22 protein-coding genes are annotated in these 20,679 nt (G+C 61.4%); 9 read left to right on the top strand and 13 right to left on the bottom strand.

The window, feature by feature from the left end; translation table 11 throughout:
* Positions 1-14: 14 nt before the first annotated feature.
* Complete coding sequence (miaB, locus tag HMPREF3120_RS04455; RefSeq protein ID WP_070422326.1) at positions 15-1,544, bottom strand: tRNA (N6-isopentenyl adenosine(37)-C2)-methylthiotransferase MiaB; 1,530 nt, start codon at positions 1,542-1,544, stop codon at positions 15-17.
* Between the two features lie 129 nt (positions 1,545-1,673).
* Here miaB and gluA point away from each other — a divergent pair, with 129 nt between their 5' ends.
* From gluA to HMPREF3120_RS04435, 4 genes are all read left to right on the top strand, one after another.
* Complete coding sequence (gene gluA, locus HMPREF3120_RS04450; RefSeq protein WP_070451031.1) at positions 1,674-2,402, top strand: glutamate ABC transporter ATP-binding protein GluA; 729 nt, start codon at positions 1,674-1,676, stop codon at positions 2,400-2,402.
* Between the two features lie 31 nt (positions 2,403-2,433).
* Positions 2,434-3,306, top strand: a complete 873-nt coding sequence (locus tag HMPREF3120_RS04445) for a glutamate ABC transporter substrate-binding protein (RefSeq protein ID WP_070451030.1) — start codon at positions 2,434-2,436, stop codon at positions 3,304-3,306.
* An 85-nt stretch (positions 3,307-3,391) separates the two neighbouring features.
* Entirely contained in the window at positions 3,392-4,078 is a 687-nt protein-coding gene (locus HMPREF3120_RS04440) for an amino acid ABC transporter permease (RefSeq protein WP_070451029.1), read from the top strand.
* Positions 4,078-5,031 carry an amino acid ABC transporter permease gene (locus HMPREF3120_RS04435; protein WP_070451028.1) on the top strand — a complete coding sequence of 318 codons (954 nt, stop codon included), beginning with the start codon at positions 4,078-4,080 and terminating at the stop codon, positions 5,029-5,031. Before HMPREF3120_RS04440 ends, HMPREF3120_RS04435 begins: the two co-directional genes overlap by 1 nt.
* Positions 5,032-5,060: 29 nt before the next feature.
* Here HMPREF3120_RS04435 and recX read toward each other — a convergent pair whose 3' ends face one another.
* From recX to HMPREF3120_RS04420, 3 genes are all read right to left on the bottom strand, one after another.
* Positions 5,061-5,648: a recombination regulator RecX gene (recX, locus tag HMPREF3120_RS04430; RefSeq protein ID WP_070451027.1), complete on the bottom strand. Its 588-nt coding sequence runs from the start codon at positions 5,646-5,648 to the stop codon at positions 5,061-5,063.
* A gap of 3 nt (positions 5,649-5,651) precedes the next feature.
* Positions 5,652-6,773 (bottom strand): recombinase RecA, encoded by a 1,122-nt coding sequence (gene recA, locus HMPREF3120_RS04425; RefSeq protein ID WP_070422320.1) that lies wholly within the window; start codon positions 6,771-6,773, stop codon positions 5,652-5,654.
* Positions 6,774-6,974: 201 nt separating this feature from the next.
* The gene (locus tag HMPREF3120_RS04420) at positions 6,975-7,190 is read right to left on the bottom strand and encodes a DUF3046 domain-containing protein (protein ID WP_070451026.1); all 216 of its coding nucleotides are present in this window, start codon (positions 7,188-7,190) and stop codon (positions 6,975-6,977) included.
* Between the two features lie 58 nt (positions 7,191-7,248).
* On the opposite strand from HMPREF3120_RS04420, the gene HMPREF3120_RS04415 reads away from it, so the two are divergent.
* Genes HMPREF3120_RS04415 through HMPREF3120_RS04405 form a run of 3 tightly spaced genes read left to right on the top strand, consistent with a single transcriptional unit; the run spans position 7,249 to position 9,112 of the window.
* Positions 7,249-7,815 carry a biotin transporter BioY gene (locus HMPREF3120_RS04415; RefSeq protein WP_070451025.1) on the top strand — a complete coding sequence of 189 codons (567 nt, stop codon included), beginning with the start codon at positions 7,249-7,251 and terminating at the stop codon, positions 7,813-7,815.
* Positions 7,816-7,820: 5 nt separating this feature from the next.
* Positions 7,821-8,510 (top strand): energy-coupling factor ABC transporter ATP-binding protein, encoded by a 690-nt coding sequence (locus HMPREF3120_RS04410; protein WP_070422317.1) that lies wholly within the window; start codon positions 7,821-7,823, stop codon positions 8,508-8,510.
* Positions 8,507-9,112 carry an energy-coupling factor transporter transmembrane component T family protein gene (locus tag HMPREF3120_RS04405; protein WP_070451024.1) on the top strand — a complete coding sequence of 202 codons (606 nt, stop codon included), beginning with the start codon at positions 8,507-8,509 and terminating at the stop codon, positions 9,110-9,112. Before HMPREF3120_RS04410 ends, HMPREF3120_RS04405 begins: the two co-directional genes overlap by 4 nt.
* 55 nt (positions 9,113-9,167) lie before the next feature.
* On the opposite strand, the gene HMPREF3120_RS04400 is transcribed toward HMPREF3120_RS04405, so the two are convergent.
* The 4 genes from HMPREF3120_RS04400 to pgsA all read right to left on the bottom strand — a co-directional run bounded on the left by HMPREF3120_RS04400 (position 9,168) and on the right by pgsA (position 11,534).
* Positions 9,168-9,992, bottom strand: coding sequence for a PspA/IM30 family protein (locus HMPREF3120_RS04400; RefSeq protein ID WP_070451023.1), 825 nt, complete (start codon positions 9,990-9,992; stop codon positions 9,168-9,170).
* A 74-nt stretch (positions 9,993-10,066) separates the two neighbouring features.
* Positions 10,067-10,414 carry a helix-turn-helix domain-containing protein gene (locus HMPREF3120_RS04395; RefSeq protein WP_070422314.1) on the bottom strand — a complete coding sequence of 116 codons (348 nt, stop codon included), beginning with the start codon at positions 10,412-10,414 and terminating at the stop codon, positions 10,067-10,069.
* 23 nt (positions 10,415-10,437) lie between these two features.
* Positions 10,438-10,977: a CinA family protein gene (locus HMPREF3120_RS04390; protein WP_070451022.1), complete on the bottom strand. Its 540-nt coding sequence runs from the start codon at positions 10,975-10,977 to the stop codon at positions 10,438-10,440.
* Positions 10,974-11,534, bottom strand: coding sequence for a CDP-diacylglycerol--glycerol-3-phosphate 3-phosphatidyltransferase (gene pgsA / locus HMPREF3120_RS04385; protein ID WP_070422312.1), 561 nt, complete (start codon positions 11,532-11,534; stop codon positions 10,974-10,976). Before pgsA ends, HMPREF3120_RS04390 begins: the two co-directional genes overlap by 4 nt.
* 28 nt (positions 11,535-11,562) lie before the next feature.
* On the opposite strand from pgsA, the gene HMPREF3120_RS04380 reads away from it, so the two are divergent.
* Positions 11,563-11,847, top strand: coding sequence for a YciI family protein (locus tag HMPREF3120_RS04380; protein ID WP_070451021.1), 285 nt, complete (start codon positions 11,563-11,565; stop codon positions 11,845-11,847).
* On the opposite strand, the gene HMPREF3120_RS04375 is transcribed toward HMPREF3120_RS04380, so the two are convergent.
* The gene (locus tag HMPREF3120_RS04375; RefSeq protein WP_070451020.1) at positions 11,844-13,019 is read right to left on the bottom strand and encodes a TerC family protein; all 1,176 of its coding nucleotides are present in this window, start codon (positions 13,017-13,019) and stop codon (positions 11,844-11,846) included. The two genes, HMPREF3120_RS04380 and HMPREF3120_RS04375, sit on opposite strands and share 4 nt — an antisense overlap.
* Positions 13,020-13,280: 261 nt before the next feature.
* Here HMPREF3120_RS04375 and HMPREF3120_RS04370 point away from each other — a divergent pair, with 261 nt between their 5' ends.
* Positions 13,281-14,330: an HNH endonuclease signature motif containing protein gene (locus HMPREF3120_RS04370; RefSeq protein ID WP_070451019.1), complete on the top strand. Its 1,050-nt coding sequence runs from the start codon at positions 13,281-13,283 to the stop codon at positions 14,328-14,330.
* Positions 14,331-14,389: 59 nt separating this feature from the next.
* On the opposite strand, the gene HMPREF3120_RS04365 is transcribed toward HMPREF3120_RS04370, so the two are convergent.
* The 4 genes from HMPREF3120_RS04365 to HMPREF3120_RS04350 all read right to left on the bottom strand — a co-directional run bounded on the left by HMPREF3120_RS04365 (position 14,390) and on the right by HMPREF3120_RS04350 (position 20,678).
* Complete coding sequence (locus tag HMPREF3120_RS04365) at positions 14,390-17,386, bottom strand: FtsK/SpoIIIE family DNA translocase (RefSeq protein WP_070451018.1); 2,997 nt, start codon at positions 17,384-17,386, stop codon at positions 14,390-14,392.
* Between the two features lie 67 nt (positions 17,387-17,453).
* Positions 17,454-18,080, bottom strand: coding sequence for a TIGR03085 family metal-binding protein (locus HMPREF3120_RS04360; RefSeq protein ID WP_083284772.1), 627 nt, complete (start codon positions 18,078-18,080; stop codon positions 17,454-17,456).
* Between the two features lie 24 nt (positions 18,081-18,104).
* Positions 18,105-18,530 (bottom strand): hypothetical protein, encoded by a 426-nt coding sequence (locus HMPREF3120_RS04355; RefSeq protein ID WP_070451016.1) that lies wholly within the window; start codon positions 18,528-18,530, stop codon positions 18,105-18,107.
* 69 nt (positions 18,531-18,599) lie between these two features.
* Positions 18,600-20,678 (bottom strand): ribonuclease J, encoded by a 2,079-nt coding sequence (locus HMPREF3120_RS04350; protein ID WP_070422305.1) that lies wholly within the window; start codon positions 20,676-20,678, stop codon positions 18,600-18,602.
* Position 20,679: the final 1 nt, after the last annotated feature.

Here is a 20,679-nt window from a genome sequence, read left to right as displayed (position 1 = left end):
AGCCACTGTAGCCCCTAGCAGCCGCAGGACGAATCGCCGGTGGGCTGCTTGGGCGGTTGACCGATCGTCGGTAAGCCAAGCCCCACGCCGACAGGTGCAGTCGTCGGCACCTGGCCCGCCGCCGAATTGTCGCCGGCCTTCGTACGACGGTGATCACGCACCCCAGAATCTGCGATAAGGAAGTGCGGCTTGGACTCAGTGATGGTGACAGTGACGTAATCGCCCGGGCGGATCTCGCCATCAATGTCACCCTCAACCGCGAAGTGCACCAGGCGGCCATCGCGAGCGCGACCCGACATGCGGTGCGTGCGATCATTCTTGCGTCCACCACCCGCTTGCACGAGCAACTCCTGCTCCGTGCCAATCAGCTTCTCGTTCTCCTCAGCACTAATACGATCCTGCAAGGCAAGCAGGCGCTCGAAACGATTCTGCACCACAGCCTTCGGGATCTGCTGCTCCATCTCCGCAGCCGGCGTGCCCGGACGCGGCGAATACTGGAACGTAAACGCAGAGGTAAAACGAGCCTTCTCCACCACATCGAGCGTCGCCTGGAAATCCTCCTCAGTCTCACCCGGGAACCCGACAATGATGTCAGTGGTGATGGAAGCGTGCGGAAGCTTCTCACGCACCTCCTCCAAAATCCCAAGGAACTTCCTCGACCGGTAGGAACGGCGCATGTCCTTGAGCACCTTGTCGGAGCCCGACTGCAACGGCATATGCAGCTGCGGGCACACGTTCGGAGTCTCCACCATCGCGTCAATCACATCCGAGGTGAACTCCGCCGGGTGCGGCGACGTAAAACGCACACGCTCCAAGCCCTCGATGTCGCCACAGGCACGCAAGAGCTTGGAGAACGCAGAACGGTCGCGCTCCATGTCCTCGTCGACAAAGTTCACGCCATACGCATTCACATTCTGACCAAGCAGCGTCACCTCGGACACACCCTGATCGACGAGCGCCTGTACCTCGGCCAAAATATCGCCCGGGCGGCGATCCTGCTCCTTACCACGCAACGACGGCACGATGCAGAACGTGCACGTGTTATTGCAGCCCACCGACACAGACACCCAACCGGCGTAGGCAGACTCGCGCTTCGCCGGCAGGACAGACGGAAACACCTCGAGCGACTCAACAATCTCAACCTGGGCTTCGTCCTCCACCCGTGCGCGATCGAGCAACGCCGGCAATGCGGAGATGTTGTGCGTGCCAAAGACGGCGTCGACCCACGGTGCCTTCTCAATCACCGTGTCGCGATCCTTCTGCGCCAAACACCCGCCGACCGCAATCTGCATGCCCGGATGATTCGCCTTCGTGTTCTTCAACTGTCCGAGCGAGCCATACAGGCGCTGATCCGCGTTTTCACGCACCGCACAGGTATTGAAGACCACCAGGTCGGGCTCAGTCCCCTCGTCTGCCGCCACGTACCCAGCATCCTCGAGCAGACCCGAAAGACGCTCAGAATCGTGCACGTTCATCTGGCAGCCGAACGTCCGCACCTCATAGGTGCGCGAAGTGGTGTTTTCAGAGGTATTTGCCGTAGTCACGGCGAGACAGTCTAACCAGGCAAAGCGCCCAAACCTAACCGCAAATGACAAACACTTTCCCAGTTTTGGTCACCCGCATCACAGTTTTGGCCTACTGTGCCTTGTATGACACAGGAGATTGCCGAACCCATGATTCGCATGGTGGGTGTGGAGAAGTACTTCGACGACTTCCACGCACTACAAAACATCAACCTTGAAGTCCCCCGCGGACAAGTAGTCGTAGTGCTGGGACCGTCCGGATCGGGAAAGTCCACCCTGTGTCGGACGATCAACCGCCTCGAAACCATCGAGGAAGGCACGATCGAAATTGACGGCCGTACCCTCCCCGCCGAAGGGAAGGAACTGGCCCACCTCCGTTCAGACGTAGGCATGGTGTTCCAACAGTTCAACCTGTTTCCGCACCTGACCATTCTGGACAACGTCACCCTGGGCCCCATCAAGGTCCGCAAGGTGAAAAAGGCCGACGCCACCGCACGCGCTCGCGAACTGCTCGACCGCGTGGGCATCGGCAACCAGGCAGAAAAATATCCGGCACAGCTCTCCGGCGGCCAGCAGCAGCGCGTCGCAATCGCACGCGCCCTTGCGATGGAGCCGAAAGTCATGCTTTTCGACGAACCCACCTCCGCCCTCGACCCCGAAATGGTCGGCGAGGTCCTCGACGTCATGGCTGAACTCGCCGAAAGCGGCATGACCATGGTCGTGGTCACCCACGAAATGGGATTCGCCCGCAAAGTTGCCGACCGCATCTTGTTCATGGCCGATGGCGAAATCGTCGAAGACACCGACCCCGAATCGTTCTTCACCAACCCGCAGTCCAGCCGTGCACGAGACTTCCTCGGCAAAATCCTGCCTCATTAACCCACCCACGTTTCTTACAAGGAGAATCACCATGAAGCGCACCGCACGTTTCGCATCGACCACTGCCGCAGCCCTGCTCGCGGCCACCACACTCGTCGCCTGCGGCGGCGACTCCGCCGGCGACGCCGAAGGCCTTCTCGCACAGATCGAGGCCGGCAACGTCACCCTCGGCACTAAGTACGACCAGCCGGGCCTAGGCCTGCGCGAAGCCGACGGCTCCATGACCGGCCTCGACGTCGACGTCGCCACCTACGTGGTCAACCACATTGCCGACGAAAACGGCTGGGAGCATCCAGAAATCACCTGGCGCGAAACCCCCTCCGCACAGCGCGAAACCGTGCTGCAAAACGGTGAAGTCGCAGCAATCGCCGCGACCTACTCCATCAACAAATCCCGCTCCGAAGCAGTCGACTTCGGTGGCCCGTACCTCCTGACCCACCAGGCCCTGCTCGTGCGCTCCGACGACGCCGAGATCACCGGCCTCGAATCCCTCGATGGCCGCATCCTCTGCTCTGTAACCGGCTCCACCCCGGCACAGAAGGTCAAGGACACCCTGCCGGGCGTCCAGCTCCAGGAGTACGACACCTACTCCTCCTGCGTCGAAGCACTGCGCAACGGCAACGTCGACGCACTGACCACCGACGCAACCATCCTCGGTGGCTACTCCGCACAGTCCCCGGGCGACTTCAAGGTCGTCGAGCTGAAGAAGGACGGCGAGCAGTTCACCAACGAGCACTACGGCGTCGGCCTGAAGAAGGAAGACCCGGGCGCACTCGAGGCCGTCAACAAGGCACTCAACGCGCTTTACGAAGACGGTTCCTTTGACAAGTTCGTCAACGACAACCTCGACGGCGGCCAGGGTGTTGAAAAGGACAAGGTCGGCGACCTGTCCTTCGTCGAGTAGCACCCGCCGTGTGGCCGGGTGAACCCCACCCGGTCACCGAGCCCCAACCTTTCTTCATCTCCTTCACGTATTGGAAGTTCCCGCCATGGATGCAATGTGGGCTGATCTCGCGCCCAAACTGTGGCCAGCATTCTGGACCACAATCAAGCTGACGTTCTACTCCGCCATCGGATCAATGATCCTGGGCACCCTGCTCACCGCAATGCGGGTCTCCCCCGTTGCCATCCTGCGGAACCTGTCGGCGTTCTACATCAACACCGTCCGCAATACCCCGCTGACGCTGGTGATCCTGTTCTGCTCGTTTGGCCTCTACCAAAACCTTGGCCTTGAGCTCGCGAGCCGCGAATCCAGCACCTACCTTGCAGACCAAAACTTCCGCCTCGCAATCCTCGGCTTCATCCTGTACACCTCGTGCTTCGTCGCCGAATCGCTCCGAAGCGGCATCAACACCGTTCACTTCGGACAAGCCGAAGCCGCACGCTCCCTCGGACTGAGCTTCGGGCAGATCTTCTCGTTGATTATCTTCCCCCAAGCTCTGCGTGCAGCAATCGTTCCGCTGGGCAACACGCTGATCGCTTTGACGAAGAACACCACGATCGCATCGGTCATCGGCGTCGCGGAAGCATCGCTGCTGATGAAATCCACCATCGAATTCCACGCAAACCAGCTCTTCGCCATTTTCGGCATCTTCGCCCTCGGCTTCATCGTGCTCACACTGCCAACAGGGCTCGTCATCGGCTGGCTGTCTAACCGTCTGGCGGTGAAACGCTAATGCCATCCTCACTCCGCGCAACCGTGCTTTACGACGCCCCCGGGCCCAAAGCCGTACGCCGCAACTACATTTACACCGCAATCTCCATCGCTGCGCTTTTGCTCGTCGGCTGGTGGGTACTGAGCAAACTAGCCACACACGGCCAACTCGACGCTGAGCGCTGGACCCCATTCATCCAGGGAAACACCTGGACCACATACATCATCCCTGGCCTCGTCGGCACCATTAAGGCCGCCGTCGTATCGGTGCTGCTCGCAATTGTCTTCGGCGTGTTTTTCGGGCTTGGCCGGCTCGCCCCGAACAAACTCGTACGCGGGTTCTGCGCTGTGGTTGTCGAGTTCTTCCGCGCCATTCCAGTGCTGCTACTCATGATCTTCCTGTACCAGGTCTTCGCGGTATACAAGATCGTTCCACCAGCGTCGCTCGCGTTTTGGGCCGTCGTTGTGGCACTGACGCTCTACAACGGCTCCGTTATCGCCGAGATCCTCCGCGCCGGCATCAAATCGCTACCCCGCGGGCAAACCGAAGCCGCCCAGGCACTTGGCTTAAGCCACTGGCAAACCATGGGCAAGATCTTGCTGCCCCAGTCCGTCGCAGCCATGCTCCCGGCACTGATTTCCCAGATGGTCATTGCGCTGAAGGATTCCGCCCTGGGCTACCAAATTGGCTACGTCGAGGTTGTTCGCTCCGGCACGCAGGTCGCCTCTGCAAACCGGAACTACTTGGCGTCGCTCATCGTGGTGGCCATCATCATGATCCTGATCAACTACGCGCTGACAATGCTCGCTACCCGCGTCGAGCGCCAACTGCGCGCTGGCCGCGCACGCCGCAACCCGTTTGCCAAGGTGCCCACCGCCGGCAAGGAAGTCGGTTTGGACACAAAGGACACCGTGAACCTCGACTGGCAAGCCCCTGGTTACCAGCAGATCGACAATCCTGTGGAGAAACACTAACCCCCCGTGTGCGGGGTCACCACCCCGCGTCACGCGTGGGCTTCGCACTCGGCGATGCGTTCGTCGAGTGCTTCCCTCCCCAAGTGCATTGCCATCCCCTGGTGAAACCCACGGCGGGCAAGTGCCCCAACGATCCGGCGCAAAAACTTGTCGTACTCTGCCCGATCCTCGGGTGCGTGTTTCACCTTGCGTGCTGCCTTTTCGGCGACCCCGCGGGCGATGCGCTCTTCATCGTCGTCAGTAATCTGCTCGAGCGCAGCCGCACGGTCCGCACTCCCCACTCCTTTGTCACGCAGCTCCATATCGAGCGCACGAGCAGACTTTCCGCGACGCGCAGCGCGCTGGCGCACCCACTCGGAAGCAAATGCTGCGTCGTTGAGCAGGCCTGAGCCGGCGAGGTCGTCGAGAACTTCGCCGACAAGCATGGGCTCAAACTCGGCCTTGATCAGCCGACCACGCAGCTCCTCACGCGAGCGTGCCCGCTGATCCAGCAGCCCTAATGCGCGTTTGCGTACCGGCGCCTTCGCCTCCTCATGTGCGTGGTCGATGAAACCCGACCCCGGCTCGTACGCCTCGAGAGCAGCTTTGAGGCGCGCAATCTTTTCGGGGTCTGCCATATGCTACTTCTCGTCCGCCTTGGCGTCGTCTTCGTCGTCAAAATCGATGTTGGGCACCATGTCTACGGGATCATCCGACAAGGCATCGTCGTCAACATTGGCATACTTGCCCACACCAAGCGCGCGGAAGATTTTGTCTTCGATTTCGTCGGCCAGGTCCGGGTTGTCTTTGAGGAACAGGCGCGCCTTTTCCTTACCCTGCCCCAACTGGTCGCCCTCGTAGGTGAACCACGAGCCGGACTTCTTCACAATGCCGTTTTCCACGCCCATGTCGATGATGGAGGACTCCCGCGAGATGCCCTCGCCGTACATGATGTCGAACTCGGCGATCTTGAACGGCGGGGAAACCTTGTTCTTCACAACCTTCATCCTGGTGCGGTTACCGATGGAATCCTGGCCGTCCTTCAGGGTTTGAATACGGCGGACATCGCAACGCACAGACGCGTAGAACTTCAAGGCCTTACCGCCAGTGGTCGTCTCCGGGGAGCCGAACATCACGCCAATCTTTTCACGCAGCTGGTTAATGAAGATCGCGGTAGTCCCGGAGTTGTACAGCGCACCGGTCATCTTGCGCAGTGCCTGCGACATCAAACGTGCCTGGAGGCCGACGTGGGAGTCACCCATCTCGCCCTCGATTTCAGCCTTCGGGGTCAGCGCTGCAACAGAGTCGATCACGATCATGTCGATAGCACCAGAGCGCACCAGCATGTCCGCGATCTCAAGCGCCTGCTCACCCGTATCTGGCTGGGAGACCAGCAGATTGTCGGTATCCACGCCAAGCTTGCGGGCGTAGTCAGGGTCGAGGGCGTGCTCGGCATCGATGAACGCCGCGATGCCGCCTGCGCGCTGCGCCTCCGCAATCGCATGCAGGGCAACGGTCGTCTTACCGGACGACTCCGGGCCGTAGATCTCCACGACCCTGCCGCGTGGCCAGCCACCGATACCAAGGGCAACGTCGATAGCAGTGTTGCCGGAAGAGATGGACTGAATCGGCGGGCGATTCTCGTCGCCCAAGCGCATGACGGCGCCCTTGCCAAAGTCCTTCTCAATCATCGCAAGCGCAGCGTCGAGCGCGTTCTGGCGCGAGTTCGCGGCGGAAGCGGCAGTCTTCTTCTTCGTTGCCATGTGGTGTTTTCCTCCAAATTGTCGGTGGTGCGACGGTTGCCGCATCCACACTGTGTGTTAGTCCGTGCCTATTAGACGCACGCGCCTACCCTTCGGTTCCCTCCAAAACAAGGAAAGTTCCTCGGGGGCGAATACAGGAGCCACTTTAGAATGCGGCTACGACATCGAACACTGTACACGCAAGCGTGTTCGAACGGGAATTCAAAACCCGGGCCTGTCGACACCCAGTCGACGCTCTTCTGGAATGTCAAACGCCTCACACAAACCTCGCCATGCCTCGCGGGGATCGACACCACTTTCGATCAAGTCTGCAGCGGTGCGCTCGTGACCAGGAATGACCTGCGTATCGATAATCCACTTGGCTCGACCCGCGCCAAATTCGTCCTCGACCAGTTGATGAAACTCCGTCAAACGCATGACTCAACACGCTACCCGAACACGCGTTATTGAACGGCGTTCAGGTACACTGCCGCGCATGGGTAAATCCTCCACCGCGCAGGACATTGCGCTCATCGCCGTCTTCGCGGCCATCATCATCGCTCTCGGCTTCGTCTCCATCCCCGTCGGCGCCGCAGGCGTGCCTATCGTGCTACAAAACGCAGCCATCATCCTCGCCGGCCTCGTCCTCGGCTGGCGCCGCGGCCTGTTCACCGCAGGTATCTTCCTCCTGGTCGGCCTCGCACTACCCGTGCTTGCAGGCGGCCGCACCGTCATCTCCGCACTCGGCGGCACGACCGTGGGCTACCTTGTGGGCTACCTCGTCTCCGCTACCGTCGCGGGCCTGATCGCCTACCGTGCGCCATTCCGCCGCAACACCGCAGCTACGATCGGCGTCCTCATCGTCGCCGGCTACGTTGCCCTGTTCTTCCAGTACCTCTGCGGCGTATTCGGCCTCATGGCCCGCGCTGAGATGTCCTTCGGCGCAGCATGGGCCGCACAGGTGCCATTCCTGCTGCCTGACGCCGGCAAGGTCGCTCTCATGATCGCCATCGCAATCGCGGTGCACCAGGCGTTCCCTGACCTGCGCGGTAGTCGTCGATAAGCACGATGCCCGTCATCGAATTCAAAGGCGCAGCCGTCACCTACGACGGCAACACCGTCCTTCAGCCACTCACCACGCGCCTGAGTGAGCAACGCATCGGCATCATCGGCTCCAACGGTTCCGGCAAATCCACCACCGTGCGCCTCATCAACGGACTCATCGAACCCACTTCAGGGCAAGTGCTTTACGACGACCTCTCCCCCACCACCCAAGGCCGCGACGTCCGCAAACGCGTCGGATTCGTCTTCTCCGACGCCGAATCCCAAATCGTCATGCCACGCGTCTCCGACGACGTCGCCTTCTCTCTTCGCCGCTTCAAACTCCCCCGCGACGAAGTGCGATCGCGTGTCGACGACGCTCTCGCCCGCTTCGAACTCACCGACCTCGCCGAAAACTCACCGCACACCCTGTCGGGCGGCGAAAAACAGATGCTCGCACTTGCATCCGTGATGGTGATCGAACCAGACACCATCATCGCAGACGAACCCACGACACTGCTTGACCTGCGCAACCGCAAACGAATCGTGCGCGAACTTAACGCACTCGAGCAGCAACTCATCGTGGTCACACACGACCTGGACATGCTGCGCGACTTCGAACGCGTCCTCGTCATCGACGACGGCACACTCGTCTACGACAGCAACCCCGCCGACGCCATCGCGTTCTACACCGACCTCATGGATAACAAACCATGATCCGCGAACTCCCCCTCGGTGTCTACATCCCCGGCGACACACTGCTCCACCGCATCCAGCCAGCGCTGAAGTTCGTGCTGCTGGTGGTCTTCATCATCGGGGTCACTGTCCTGCCCACCCGGCCCTGGCACGCAGCCGCCGCACTCGGGTTTGTGCTGGTGCTCTACTTGTGGGCACGCATCCCAATGAAGATTGCGTGGCGCCAACTCGTGCCACTCCTGCCCTTCCTGATCTTTTTAGGCGCGTTCATGGTGTGGCAAAACGGCGTCGAATCGGCGGCCACACTTCTTATCGGGCTGCTTGCTACCATCGCTGCGGCGAACCTTCTCACACTGACCACCCCGGTCCAGGAACTCCTTGACGCCCTCGACCGCGCACTCGCACCGTTGGGACGCACAGGCGAACTCATCTCGCTCACCATCGCGTTAACCATTCGACTGATTCCGCTGACACTCGCGACCGCAAACGAAGTCCTCGACGCCCGCAAAGCCCGCGGGGCTGGCTTCTCCCTCCTAGCGTTCGGCACTCCCCTGGTCATCCGCTCCGTACGACGGGCGAAGATGATCGGTGAAGCGCTCATGGCGCGCGGCGCCGTCGACTAACCCCACGCAGCGAAAAGGCCCGAAGCGATGTGCTTCGGGCCTTCGACGTTGTGATTTACTCGCCGCGCAGTTCGCGCATGCGCTGCGCAACCGCATCATCGCTGACGTTAGCGTCGGTAGCGGACTGCCCCGGCTCAATCGCCTGCTTCTTGCCAGCGGTGAGCTCGCCTGCCATCTCCGCACGCAGCTGCTCCAAGCGGCCGTGACCAGCCATCTGGATACCGGCCTGCTCAACCTCAGCCATACGACCCTGAATGGAGTTCTGCGCCAACTCGGCGGCACCAAGCGCGTTAGCGTAACGACGCTCAATCTTCTCACGAACCTGATCCAAGTTCGGACCGGACGCAGTAATCGAGTTCATCGACTGCATCGTCTCCGAAACCTTCTCCTGCATCTTCGCCTGCTCAAGCTGCGACAGGAGCTTCGAGCGCTCAGCAACCTGCTGCTGCAAGTGAGCCGCGTTGCGCTCCACAGCCTGCTTCGCCTGGGCTGCCTGCTGCAGCGCCTGGTCGTGGAGCTGCTTAGTATCCTCCACACCCTGCTCAGCGGTGACCAGCTGTGCCGCAAACGCCTCCGCGGCGTTTTCGTACTCCTGTGCCTTCTGCGCGTTGCCCTCGCCGCGAGCCTTATCAGCAAGCTTGAGCGCCTGGCGGGCATTCGCCTGCAGCTTCTCAACATCCTCGAGGCGACGGTTGAGCTGCATCTCCAACTGACGCTGGTTACCAATCACCGCGGCAGCCTGCTGCGACAGTGCCTGGTGCTGGCGCTGCGCCTCGTTGATGGCCTGCTCAATCTGGATCTTCGGGTCAGCGTTCTCTTCGATCTTGTTGTCGAAGAGAGCCATCAGGTAGTTCCAGAACTTGGAAAAGGGGTTCGCCATGGCTAATCACCGCGACCTTTCATCTTCATTAGTTAGTGCGTCAAACTCCACCCACAATAGTCGGGTGAGCTCCGTTACGCTTCCGCAGCCGCCGGAGAGGTAACCGCGAGTTCCTCGTTGAAGGAATGCAGCGACATATTCGCCACCGCTTCCAGCAACACCTCAGACACCGTGGTGTCCAGTGCCTCGCACAGCGCTGCAAGCAGTTCAGAGGACACTTCCTTGCGACCGCGCTCCAGCTCCGAGATGTAGCCGGAAGACACGCGAGCCTCCTTCGCCAACGTGCGAAGGGTTACGCCCTTATCAGCGCGAAAAGCGCGCAGCGACATACCGAGGGCTTCGCGGAACAGCGGCTCACGCGCTGGGGCGGATGCAATCGGCAGTTCTACCGGGGCTTCGTAAAGCAGAGTCGTAGTTGTCATCAGCTGCTCCAACGATCGGTGGTCTAGTTTTGTTCCCGAACGCCAGTCAGCGCACCAACCAGGGCCGCTTCGACCGCGCGTCGGCGAATCTCGTTCCGCGACCCTGCGAGGACTCGGACAGGGGTCGCATGTCCATCGACAAGCGCATACCGGCCCGCTTCCGAATCGAGCAGTTCCGCAGCTTGCGACGACGCCGTCCACTTCGGCCCCGCCAGCCCAATCCACACCGTGCCAGCCGGCATACCGTCTTGCGCACCGGGCCCTGCGACGCCAGTAAGCGCAACCGCCCAATCCGTCCCGCACACCTTACGAGCACCGCGCGCCATCTCGCGGGCCACCGCCGCGGAGACCACGCCTTCTTCCTCAATCAGGTCGGCCGGAACGTGGGCCAACTCGGTTTTGAGCTCCGCCGAGTACGTCACCAAACCGCCGACGAGTACGTCGGAAGCACCCGGCACGTCCGCAAGGGTCGCAGCAGCAAGCCCGGCAGTCAGCGACTCGCAAAAAGCGATGGTTTGGTTCCGGGAACGTAGTTCGTCGATAAGCAATTGCGCCGTCGTCATTTGTTCGCCTTTCCTGCATCAACCAAATACTGCACACCCGTAACCACGGTGACCGCCACCGCGAGCAACATCACCACAAACACCGGCGTATCCGCCCATGCGGGCAACGGACACAAGTACAGGCCAACCGCCAGCGACTGCAGGACAGTCTTCACCTTGCCACCCTTCGACGCCGGCACCACCAGACCGCGACGCAACATCCACATGCGCCACACCGTGATCCCCAACTCACGAGCCACGATCACCACAGTGACCCACACCGGCAACGGCCCCGCAATATTCAACGTAACCAGCGCAGTAATCATCAACGCCTTGTCCGCGATCGGATCAGCAATCTTGCCGAAATCCGTAATCAGCCCCCGCGCACGAGCGATATCCCCGTCAAGCTTGTCTGTGATCATCAACGCCACAAACAGGCCAAACGCCCACCACCAGCGCTCCGAAAGCACCAGCCACGCGAACACAGGAATGAACAGAATCCGCAGAGACGTCAACACATTCGGCAGATTCCAATTCGACGGCTTATCCGTTTGCATCACGCGATCCACCATACCCATCTCACGCGTTCCACCTAGACTGCCCTCCATGAAGTATTTCGCAGCAACCTACACCTACGGCGAGCAAACGCTTGTCGACGACACCCGCCCCGCCCACCGCGAATTCATCTCCTCGCAACTCGCACTCGGACGCATCGTGGGATCCGGCCCTTTTATCGGCGCCAATCAAGCCCTGATCATCCTGCAACTGCCCGACACTGCCACTGAAGCTGATGCGGCGGCCGTGCTGGATCAAGACCCATACACGACCGCCGGCGCACTCGCAGCGCGCGAGATCCGGGAGTGGAACCCGGTGATGAATATCTTCGGCTAAGCCTTCCTACCGCCACGCGCGACATCGAGGTGGGCGGTCTCGCGCGATCCCGTCGCGGTGTGATCGCCCTTGCCAGATGTCGCCGGATCGTCGATCCACTCAACATGGTGTCCGTGACGGTCGACCTTGCGGCGGTTGCCGTGGTCGTCGAAATCAATGTGGTACTGGTTTTCGTTCGGATCACGAACACCAGCCTTCACGTCAGCGCGGTCCTTGATCACCGAGGCAATCGCGGTAATGATGAGCACGCCGACAATCACCAGCAGCGACGTCACGGTGCCGATCTCCGGAACAGCCACATTCTCGCCACCGTTAATGAACGACAGGTTATTCTCGTGCAACGCGTGCAGCAGCAGCTTCACACCAATGAAGCCCAGCACCACCGCAAGGCCATACGGCAAGTACACCAGACGATCCAACAGACCGTTGAGCAAGAAGTAGAGCTGACGCAGGCCAAGCAGTGCGAACGCGTTGGCGGTGAACACGAGGAAGGATTCCTGGGTGATGCCGTAGATCGCCGGGATGGAGTCGAAGGCGAACATCACGTCGATGAAACCGATGGACAGCAGGGCGACGAACAGCGGCGTGACAGCCTTCTTTCCGGCCTGAGTCCTCGAAACGAGACGGTCGGAGTGGTACGACTTGGTTACCGGGATGACCTTGCGTAGCGTCTTGACCACCATCATGTCGTTCGGATCCGGATCCTCCTGATCCGTCACCTCGTCGTACACCATCTTGATCGCGGTGTAGATCAGGAAGGCGGCGAAGATGTAGAACACGTCCGACCAGGCCTCGATGATCACGGCACCCAACAGAATGAATACGAGACGGCAGATCAGCGCGATCACGATGCCGATCAGCAACACCTTTTGCTGATACGCGCGTGGGATCTTGAACGCACCCATGATCAGCGCGAACACGAAAAGGTTATCGACCGACAGCGACAGCTCAGTGATGTAGCCGGTGAAGAACTGCATGCCGTGTTCGCCGTCCCACAGCCACCACACGATCCCGCCGAAAATGCAGGCCATGGTCATGTAGAACAGGGCCCAGCCGCCCGATTCCTTCATCGTCGGCTCGTGCGGGGTACGCACGTGCGAGACGAAGTCAAAGATGAAAAATCCCAGGATCACCGCAGAGGTGATCAGCCAAATACTTAACGGCACATGCATGCGTTTAATCCTCCGGTAGCAGAAACAACCGGAGGTCTCCCCCACCCAAGTGGGCTGTTCGGACCGGGGCCATCACTTTTCGACGACACCGTGTTGACGATCCAGAACACTTCCGGGGTACTCCCCTCCAAGTGGGTAACACAATACACACACTTTTTTGGTGTCGCGAATGTGGATAACCACCCCAGTTTGTTGATGTGTCAACGCGGTTATCCACAAGGGCCCTGCCGGGCATTGCGCAACTGGTTTAACGTGCGAGGCATGAGCCCATTTGAAACCTTCCTCGCGGACCTACCCACGGTGGATAGCCTGCAAGGCTTCAACCGTGCAGCCGCACTTGCCAGCCGCTGCCGGCCAGCAACCGTGACCGCCTGGGGCCGCATCCACGACGTCTACTTCGGCGCCACAAAGTGGACCAAGCAGCAGCGCCGAGCCCTGGAGGCGGCCCGCGCTGGCGCGTTCGACTTGGACCGGCTGTCGTACATCGAGAACCGGCTGACTGCAATCGACGATGAGAGCGAGCGTTGGCGCGCGCGCCACAAGCTCCTCGCCGTCCACGGCAGCTTCGCCGCACTGCGCCAGGCCGCAAAAGACCTCATCCCACCCACGGCGCCGAGGATGCCGAAGGCACAGGTCACGTTCTCCTGCTCCACCCTTGGGATGCGGACGATGAGGGTCACCGCCTCCGAGCGAGACATCGCGGATCTCGAGCACGCCCTGCGCCAGCACGTGGACAGCTCACGGCCCGCGGCACCACAGATGCTTGATGCGTTCTTGACATTGCTTCGCGACGGCACCTCCATCCCACACGTCGCTCCCCGCCCGATAGTGCTCGCACCGCTACCTGAGCACATCCGGATCCTCTCCGGCGACGGCGAGGATGTGACCCTCGTACTTACCGACGGCACCACCATGACCGGAGCCGAGTACCTCAATCTCACCTTCGGTGAAATCGCCCTGTTCCACCCGCAAGCCGGGGCGGTGAACCTCTACCGGACACAGCGCTTCGCCAACAAAAAACAGCGCGACCTCGCACGCCTGCTCATGCCTCGTTGTCCCTTCCCCTCTTGCCGTCATGGAGCTGACTCGTGCGAGATTCACCACATCACGGCCTGGAAGCACGGCGGAGAAACCAACATAGATAACCTCGCACCCCTGTGCAGCTACCACAACCGGGTCAACGACGACGACCCTTGGCACACCAGTCGAGGGCGCATCGAAATCATCAACGGCACCCCGACATGGGTCTCGCCAAGTGGTGTGCCGGTTCCCGTGACCGAAGCGGGGGCAATGCAGCAACTCTTCGGCTAGCGGCTACTTAACGACGAAAACCCGCACACGGCGGGTTATTCGACATGCCCTCAGACAGGCTAGAAGGCTCCCCCAGTGGGGTTGTACGTGGCGGTAACGGTGCGGGTGTCGCCGTCGGTGCCGCCAGTGTCACTGCCAGAGTCAGGGCCGTCGGTGGTGGTGTCGTCGTCAAGCATGATGTCCTTGGGTGCCTCAGCCGGATCGGCGCCCTTGATCATCCAGATGATCGTCTCCAACTCCTCCGGTTTGACCAACACCTCGCGAGCCTTCGACCCCTCAGACGGGCCGACCACACCGCGAGATTCCATCAGGTCCATCAGGCGGCCAGCCTTGGCGAAACCGATACGCAACTTGCGCTGCAGCATCGACGTCGAACCCAGCTGGGAGGTCACCACCAGCTCGACGGCCTCGAGGAGGTCGTCCATGTCCTTACCGATGTCGTCGTCAATGACCTTGGCTTCCGCCTGCTTATCCTCCGTGACGCCCTCAACGTAGTCGGGTTCGTCCTGTTGGGACTTCGCAGCGTCGACAACCGCCTGGATCTCCTCGTCCGAAACGAACGCGCCCTGCATACGCTGCGGCTTGCCGGCACCCTGCGGGATGAACAAACCATCACCCATACCGATGAGCCTCTCGGCACCGCCCTGGTCGAGGATCACGCGAGAGTCCGTCAACGACGAGGTCGCAAACGCAAGACGCGACGGCACGTTCGTCTTAATCAGACCAGTCACCACATCCACGGACGGACGCTGGGTCGCAAGCACCAAGTGGATACCGGCCGCACGCGCCTTCTGCGTGATACGAACGATCGAGTCCTCGATTTCCTTCGGCGCAGTCATCATCAGGTCTGCCAACTCGTCGACAACACACACGATGAACGGGTACGGACGCATCTCACGCTCCGACCCCGGAGGGGCCGTCAGCTCACCAGAGCGCACCTTGCGGTTGAAGTCCTTGATATGGCGCACGCGCGCGGACTTCATGTCCATATAGCGCTGCTCCATCTCCTCCACCAACCACTGCAAGGCTGCGGCCGCCTTCTTCGGCTGAGTGATAATCGGCGTGATCAGGTGCGGGATGCCCTCGTACGGGGTCAGTTCCACCATCTTCGGGTCCACCAGGATGAGGCGGACCTCCTCAGGGGTGGCGCGCGTGAGCAACGAGATGAGCATGGAGTTCACGAACGCTGACTTACCGGAACCCGTCGAACCCGCAACCAGCAGGTGCGGCATCTTCTGTACCGACGACGCGATGAAGTCGCCTTCGATGTCCTTGCCCAGACCGATGAGCATCGGATCGTCCTGCGACGCCACGTTCGGTGCGTCGAGCACGTCGCGCAGGCGCACCATTTCGCGGTCAGCGTTGGGTACCTCGATGCCGACGGCGGATTTGCCGGGGATCGGGGTGAGCAGGCGGACGTTGTCGGTGGCCACCGCATAGGCGAGGTTGGACTGCAGGTTGGTGATCTTGGAGACCTTCACACCTGGGCCAAGTTCGCCCTCGTAACGGGTCACTGTCGGGCCGCGGGAGAAGCCGGTGACTTGTGCGTTGACGTTGAATTCTTCGAAGACATCGGTGATGGCTTCGATCATGCGGTCGTTGGCTTCGGTGCGCGTCTTCGGCGGGTTGCCGGGGATGAGCAGGTCGGTTGAGGGCAGGGTGTAGTCGCCCTGCGGGATCTTGCGTACCTGCTTCGGTGCCGGTGGTTGGGTTTCGGACTTTGGGGTGGTTGCAGGGATTTTGGAGGCGTCGATGCCGGAGCGTGCGGCGATGGCTTTCGCCATCTGCTCGCGCGAGGTCTCGACGGCATCGGGGGCCACTGCTTGTCGACGATCCGACGTCTCTTCCGGGCGCTCCAACACCTTCGTCTCGTTGGGGTTGTTGTCGGCGCGGGTCGTCTGCGCTGGTGCCGGCGCTGGCGTCGGTGCAGGGCGACGCTTCGGACGAGGAACGGCCGTGGTCGCCTCCGGTTCTGCTTCTGGTTCGGAGGTGTCGTCGGTGTCGTCGGTGTCGTTAAGGTCGTCGGCGAAGTCGAACAGGTCGTCGTCTTCGTCCTCGTTGGTGGGGTAACTCTCCATCGGCGTGCGCGGGCGGCGCGGACGGGGCATCAGACGTGGCGCTGGACGCGACGCGCGTGGGCGTGGGCGGTCGCGGCCTTCTGTAATGTCATCGAGGTCTGCGTCGACGTGCGAGTACGGGTCGTCGTCCTCATCGTCTTCTGCGTTGAGCATGCCGGTAACGAGGCCCTTGACGTAGTCGTAGGCCTCGCGCACCGTAATACCTGTCGCTTTGAGCGCACCGTACAGCACGATCAAGCCCAGCAGCGGCACGGCAACGAACGAGGAAAAACCAGCAGCGAGCAAACCACCGGTGAAGGCACCGATCGCGCCGCCAGCGATCCTGCGGTCTTCCCATGCCGAAGGGTTGCCGGCAAACACGTGGATGAGGCCAAGCATCGCCACTGCGATGATGCTGAAGCCCAGAGCGGCGCGTGCGCGAACCTCGTCGCTCGCGCGCACGTTAAGCATGAGCGCAATAGCGACGCCGACGAGCACGACCGGCAGGATCAGCGCACCCGCACCGATCAACCAATGGGTGCCGGTGGAGATCAAATCCCCGACCGGGCCCGCAACATCGAACCACACTGAGCCGCCGATGACGGCCGCGAGGCCGATAAGTACAAGACCCCATGCGTCGGCGTGGTGCTCGAAGGTGCTGGAACGCGGCGTGGGGTCGTCGTCACGCTGTTCGAGCTCGTCGTGGTCGTCGTACTGGTCGCGTCGCGGGCGACGGCGTGAGGTACTCAGATTCTCTTCTTCCTGCTCATGGTGGCGCGGCTCGCGCCGGAGAAACGAACCGACGCCGCGGGCTGCGGCGCCGAGGGAACTACCGACCACTTTGTACGCAGAGCCGACGCGCTCATCGGCAGTGTCGGCGGCCACGGTGGAAGAGGTCGGCGGGTGTGTCATCGACACCGGCCCGCCGTAGCGGGTGCCGTCCGCCGAGCGGCGTGAAGAAGACCGCGAGTTACGCGGTGCGGTGTTTTTGACAGACATGGGTGTAACTCTAACGCCTTAAGTCACATTTTCCCCATACGCCACACCAGAGGCACGGTGTCAAGCGTTAAATCTTGACATCCAGGCCATCGAGCGCTTCCAATGCGCCGGTCAGTTCAATCTCCGCAGCGTTGCGACCCGATACCCACAACAGCAATTCGCCGGGTGCTCCGCTGACGCGCACGACGTCGTCGCCACGCTGTGCCACCCCTGCCTTATCCCCGAGAGTCACCGGCGGCAGGTCCGGCGGTGTCAGAATCACGGGCGCTTGAGCCTTGCGCAACGTCATCGCGCCGAAGCGCTTCGCCAGCGCCAAAAGCTGCGCGTTCACCGTGCGAGAAAAGTCGCGCGGGCGCACCTCTCCCCCACTCCGGCGCACATCCTCGTGGTGAATAAAGTGCTCGGCAGTGTTCATTGCAGCATCGAACGGCTTGATCCACACCGGCGGGCCGGCCGCCCACTCGTTCACCACCTCGGTGTATGGGCGGGCCTTCACCTTTGAGGTTTCCTTCTCCGTCATACCCGACAGTGCGTCCACGAACATGCCCGGCAACGCCAAGGGCTTCGACTCGCGGATCAGCAGGTGTGCGGCCAAGTCGAAGGTGTTCCACCCTTCGTTCAAGGTGGGCGCATCAGGGCCTACCTCAAGGAACAACTCGGCCAGACGTGAGCGTTCTCGTTGTGCAAAAGACATGCCAACGAGCATAGCCACGAGCCTTTAGAGCAGCTGCGCGCTCCGGAACACGCTAAAGAGATTCTGCTCGATATTGATGAAAACTCGGAGTACAGGTGCGAACATCGCCCACGTCTTGTCAGTGGTCACGACCCGACCCGACGCGCCGTAACCCAAATCGGTGACCGTCTGACCTTCGACGTAGCACCCCTGCATGCCACCTTTGTAGTGAGCGCACAGGATCTGGTCGCCGTCGAAACGACCCAGCACGCGAATCGCATCGTTATTAGCCGAGTAGTAGTCCTGATCACCAGGGCGCACAACGTCGTGGCTCATCCAGTATCCGGTGTAGCCCGGATCGTACGGAACCGGTGTCCCCTCCGGCAGCGGATGTGCTCGCTCGTCGGCAAGTGCAGGCGTGGCTGTGAGAAGGGTCGCGGTGGCGGTGAGTGCTACGAGTGACTTTTTCATACCTCTGAAATAGCAAAATCGGGGCCCGGCGTTACGGCCAGACCCCGATTTGGGGGTTAACGCAGCGAACTAGCGGGACTCGCGAGTAGCGGCGATTTCTTCCTCAGTCGCGATGTGGTTGTCGGACGACATCGGCACAACGGTCGGCAGGATCACAGGCTGACGCTTGTAGTTCTGCTCGATCGCGCGCGAGACCTTGCGGCGAATCTGCTGCACCATGCGGAACGGATCGTTCTCGCCTTCCGCAGCGAGGTCACCCATGACGGCTTCGACCCCCTCGACGACCTTCTTGTTGAAGTCGCGGTCATCGTCGGAGTAGCCGGTCGTCGATACGCGAGGTGCTTCGAGGAGACGACCGGTGGCGTCGTCGATAACGCAGGTAATCGACACGACACCGCCGGATGCCAGCGACGTACGATCGGCGAGCACGTCCGGGTCGACATCACCCATGGTCACGCCGTCGACGTAAAGCTGGCCCACCTGGTACTGGCCGGCAACCTTGATGTTGCCCTTGTGCATATCGACGACAACACCATTCTGGGCAAGCGCCGTGTTGTTCGGCTTCACACCAGTAGAGATCGCGAGCTCCTTGTTCGCGCGCATGTGACGCCATTCGCCGTGCACCGGCATGGCGTTGCGCGGGCGTGCTGCGTTGTACAGCGCAAGCAGCTCGCCAGCGTAGCCGTGGCCGGACGCGTGAACGTGCGCCTCAGCGTTGGTGATCACGTTCGCACCGATCTGGGCGAGGTTGTTAATCACCGCAAACACGGCCTCCTCGTTGCCCGGAATGAGCGAGGACGACAGGATGATCGTGTCGCCGTCATGGATGGTGATCTGACGGTGCTCGCGGCGAGACATGCGCGACAGTGCCGCCATCGGCTCACCCTGCGTACCCGTAGTGATCAGTACCGTCTTATGCGGGGCCATCTTCGCGGCTTCTTCGATCGGAATGATCGTGCCCTTCGGAGCCTTGAGCAGGTTCATCTTCTCCGCAATCTCCATGTTGCGGAGCATGGATCGGCCGTTGAAGGCAACCTTGCGGTTGTTGGCCACAGCGGCGTTGACCGCCATCTGCACACGTGCAACGTTGGAGGCGAACGAGGCAATGACAACGCGCTGGCGAGCATTACCGACGAGGCGGATCAGCGTCTCCTCAATACCCGCCTCAGAGGCGGAGATGCCCGGGATGGTGGCGTTGGTGGAGTCACACATGAACAGGTCGATGCCCTCGTCGCCAAGACGCGACAGGGCCGGCAGGTCGGTCGGCTTGCCGTCGTACGGGGTCTGGTCAACCTTGACGTCGCCGGTCATCACGACGTGTCCGGCACCGGTCTTGATGGATACGCCGAGGCACTCCGGAATGGAGTGGTTGACGTGCCAGAAGCGCAGGCGGAACGGGCCGACGGTGACCTCGGAGTCCTTGTTCACGTCGTTGAGCTTCGGACGCTGGCGGTGCTCCTGCGTCTTTGCCTTGATCAGGGCGTTGGTGAACTTGGACGAGTAGATCGGGATGTCGTGGCGCAGCTTCAGCAGCCACGGGATCGCACCGATGTGGTCTTCGTGGCCGTGGGTGACGATGAGCGCGTCGATCTTGTCCAGCTTGTTCTCAATCGGGCCGAAGTCCGGCAGGACCAGGTCCACGCCCGGCTCGTCGGAGTTCGGGAACAGCACGCCACAGTCCACGATGAGCAGACGGCCGTTGTATTCGAAGACCGTCATGTTGCGGCCGATTTCGGAAATACCACCGAGTGCGTAGATACGCAGGGTGTCCTTGGCCAGTTTCGGCGGGGCTGGCAAGCGCTTGGTCAGGTCGGCGCCTTGCATTCCCTTCACCGGGTTGCGACGACCGCCGCCCTGGTTGCCACCGCGACCACGGCCACGGCGACGGTTTCGGCTGCTGCCACCACCGTTGCCGCCACCACCGTTGTTGCCGCCGTTACCACCACGGTTGCCGCGCGGCCTTTCGCCGCCATTGCGACCACCGTCGCGACCGCCATCACGGCCCGCGTCGCCGCCATTATCGGCGGTGTTCTTCTGTGCGTTTGTGTCCGGGGTCTCCGGAGCTTGGAAGACCGGCTGTTGATCAGCCGGTTCCGGGGGTCCTGCCTTGCGCGTCACCTTGCGGGCGCGGTTGCGGGGTTCGTTCATA

The sequence above is a fragment of the Corynebacterium sp. HMSC11D10 genome (assembly GCF_001806995.1).
Lineage (GTDB): Bacteria > Actinomycetota > Actinomycetes > Mycobacteriales > Mycobacteriaceae > Corynebacterium > Corynebacterium coyleae.
Note: the sequence above shows the minus strand (reverse complement) of the source record. Positions and strands in the feature narration are given on the sequence as shown.

Coding starts and splice junctions, on each gene's coding strand:
- HMPREF3120_RS04400 (WP_070451023.1), bottom strand. CDS start 9,992: ATGGCGAACCCCTTTTCCAAGTTCTGGAACTACCTGATGGCTCTCTTC.
- gluA (WP_070451031.1), top strand. CDS start 1,674: ATGATTCGCATGGTGGGTGTGGAGAAGTACTTCGACGACTTCCACGCA.
- HMPREF3120_RS04360 (WP_083284772.1), bottom strand. CDS start 18,080: ATGTCTTTTGCACAACGAGAACGCTCACGTCTGGCCGAGTTGTTCCTT.
- HMPREF3120_RS04445 (WP_070451030.1), top strand. CDS start 2,434: ATGAAGCGCACCGCACGTTTCGCATCGACCACTGCCGCAGCCCTGCTC.
- HMPREF3120_RS04370 (WP_070451019.1), top strand. CDS start 13,281: ATGAGCCCATTTGAAACCTTCCTCGCGGACCTACCCACGGTGGATAGC.
- HMPREF3120_RS04420 (WP_070451026.1), bottom strand. CDS start 7,190: ATGCGTTTGACGGAGTTTCATCAACTGGTCGAGGACGAATTTGGCGCG.
- HMPREF3120_RS04415 (WP_070451025.1), top strand. CDS start 7,249: ATGGGTAAATCCTCCACCGCGCAGGACATTGCGCTCATCGCCGTCTTC.
- HMPREF3120_RS04390 (WP_070451022.1), bottom strand. CDS start 10,977: ATGACGACGGCGCAATTGCTTATCGACGAACTACGTTCCCGGAACCAA.
- HMPREF3120_RS04410 (WP_070422317.1), top strand. CDS start 7,821: ATGCCCGTCATCGAATTCAAAGGCGCAGCCGTCACCTACGACGGCAAC.
- recX (WP_070451027.1), bottom strand. CDS start 5,648: ATGGCAGACCCCGAAAAGATTGCGCGCCTCAAAGCTGCTCTCGAGGCG.
- HMPREF3120_RS04395 (WP_070422314.1), bottom strand. CDS start 10,414: ATGACAACTACGACTCTGCTTTACGAAGCCCCGGTAGAACTGCCGATT.
- HMPREF3120_RS04435 (WP_070451028.1), top strand. CDS start 4,078: ATGCCATCCTCACTCCGCGCAACCGTGCTTTACGACGCCCCCGGGCCC.
- pgsA (WP_070422312.1), bottom strand. CDS start 11,534: ATGGGTATGGTGGATCGCGTGATGCAAACGGATAAGCCGTCGAATTGG.
- HMPREF3120_RS04365 (WP_070451018.1), bottom strand. CDS start 17,386: ATGTCTGTCAAAAACACCGCACCGCGTAACTCGCGGTCTTCTTCACGC.
- HMPREF3120_RS04350 (WP_070422305.1), bottom strand. CDS start 20,678: ATGAACGAACCCCGCAACCGCGCCCGCAAGGTGACGCGCAAGGCAGGA.
- HMPREF3120_RS04375 (WP_070451020.1), bottom strand. CDS start 13,019: ATGCATGTGCCGTTAAGTATTTGGCTGATCACCTCTGCGGTGATCCTG.
- HMPREF3120_RS04440 (WP_070451029.1), top strand. CDS start 3,392: ATGGATGCAATGTGGGCTGATCTCGCGCCCAAACTGTGGCCAGCATTC.
- HMPREF3120_RS04380 (WP_070451021.1), top strand. CDS start 11,563: ATGAAGTATTTCGCAGCAACCTACACCTACGGCGAGCAAACGCTTGTC.
- HMPREF3120_RS04355 (WP_070451016.1), bottom strand. CDS start 18,530: ATGAAAAAGTCACTCGTAGCACTCACCGCCACCGCGACCCTTCTCACA.
- recA (WP_070422320.1), bottom strand. CDS start 6,773: ATGGCAACGAAGAAGAAGACTGCCGCTTCCGCCGCGAACTCGCGCCAG.
- HMPREF3120_RS04405 (WP_070451024.1), top strand. CDS start 8,507: ATGATCCGCGAACTCCCCCTCGGTGTCTACATCCCCGGCGACACACTG.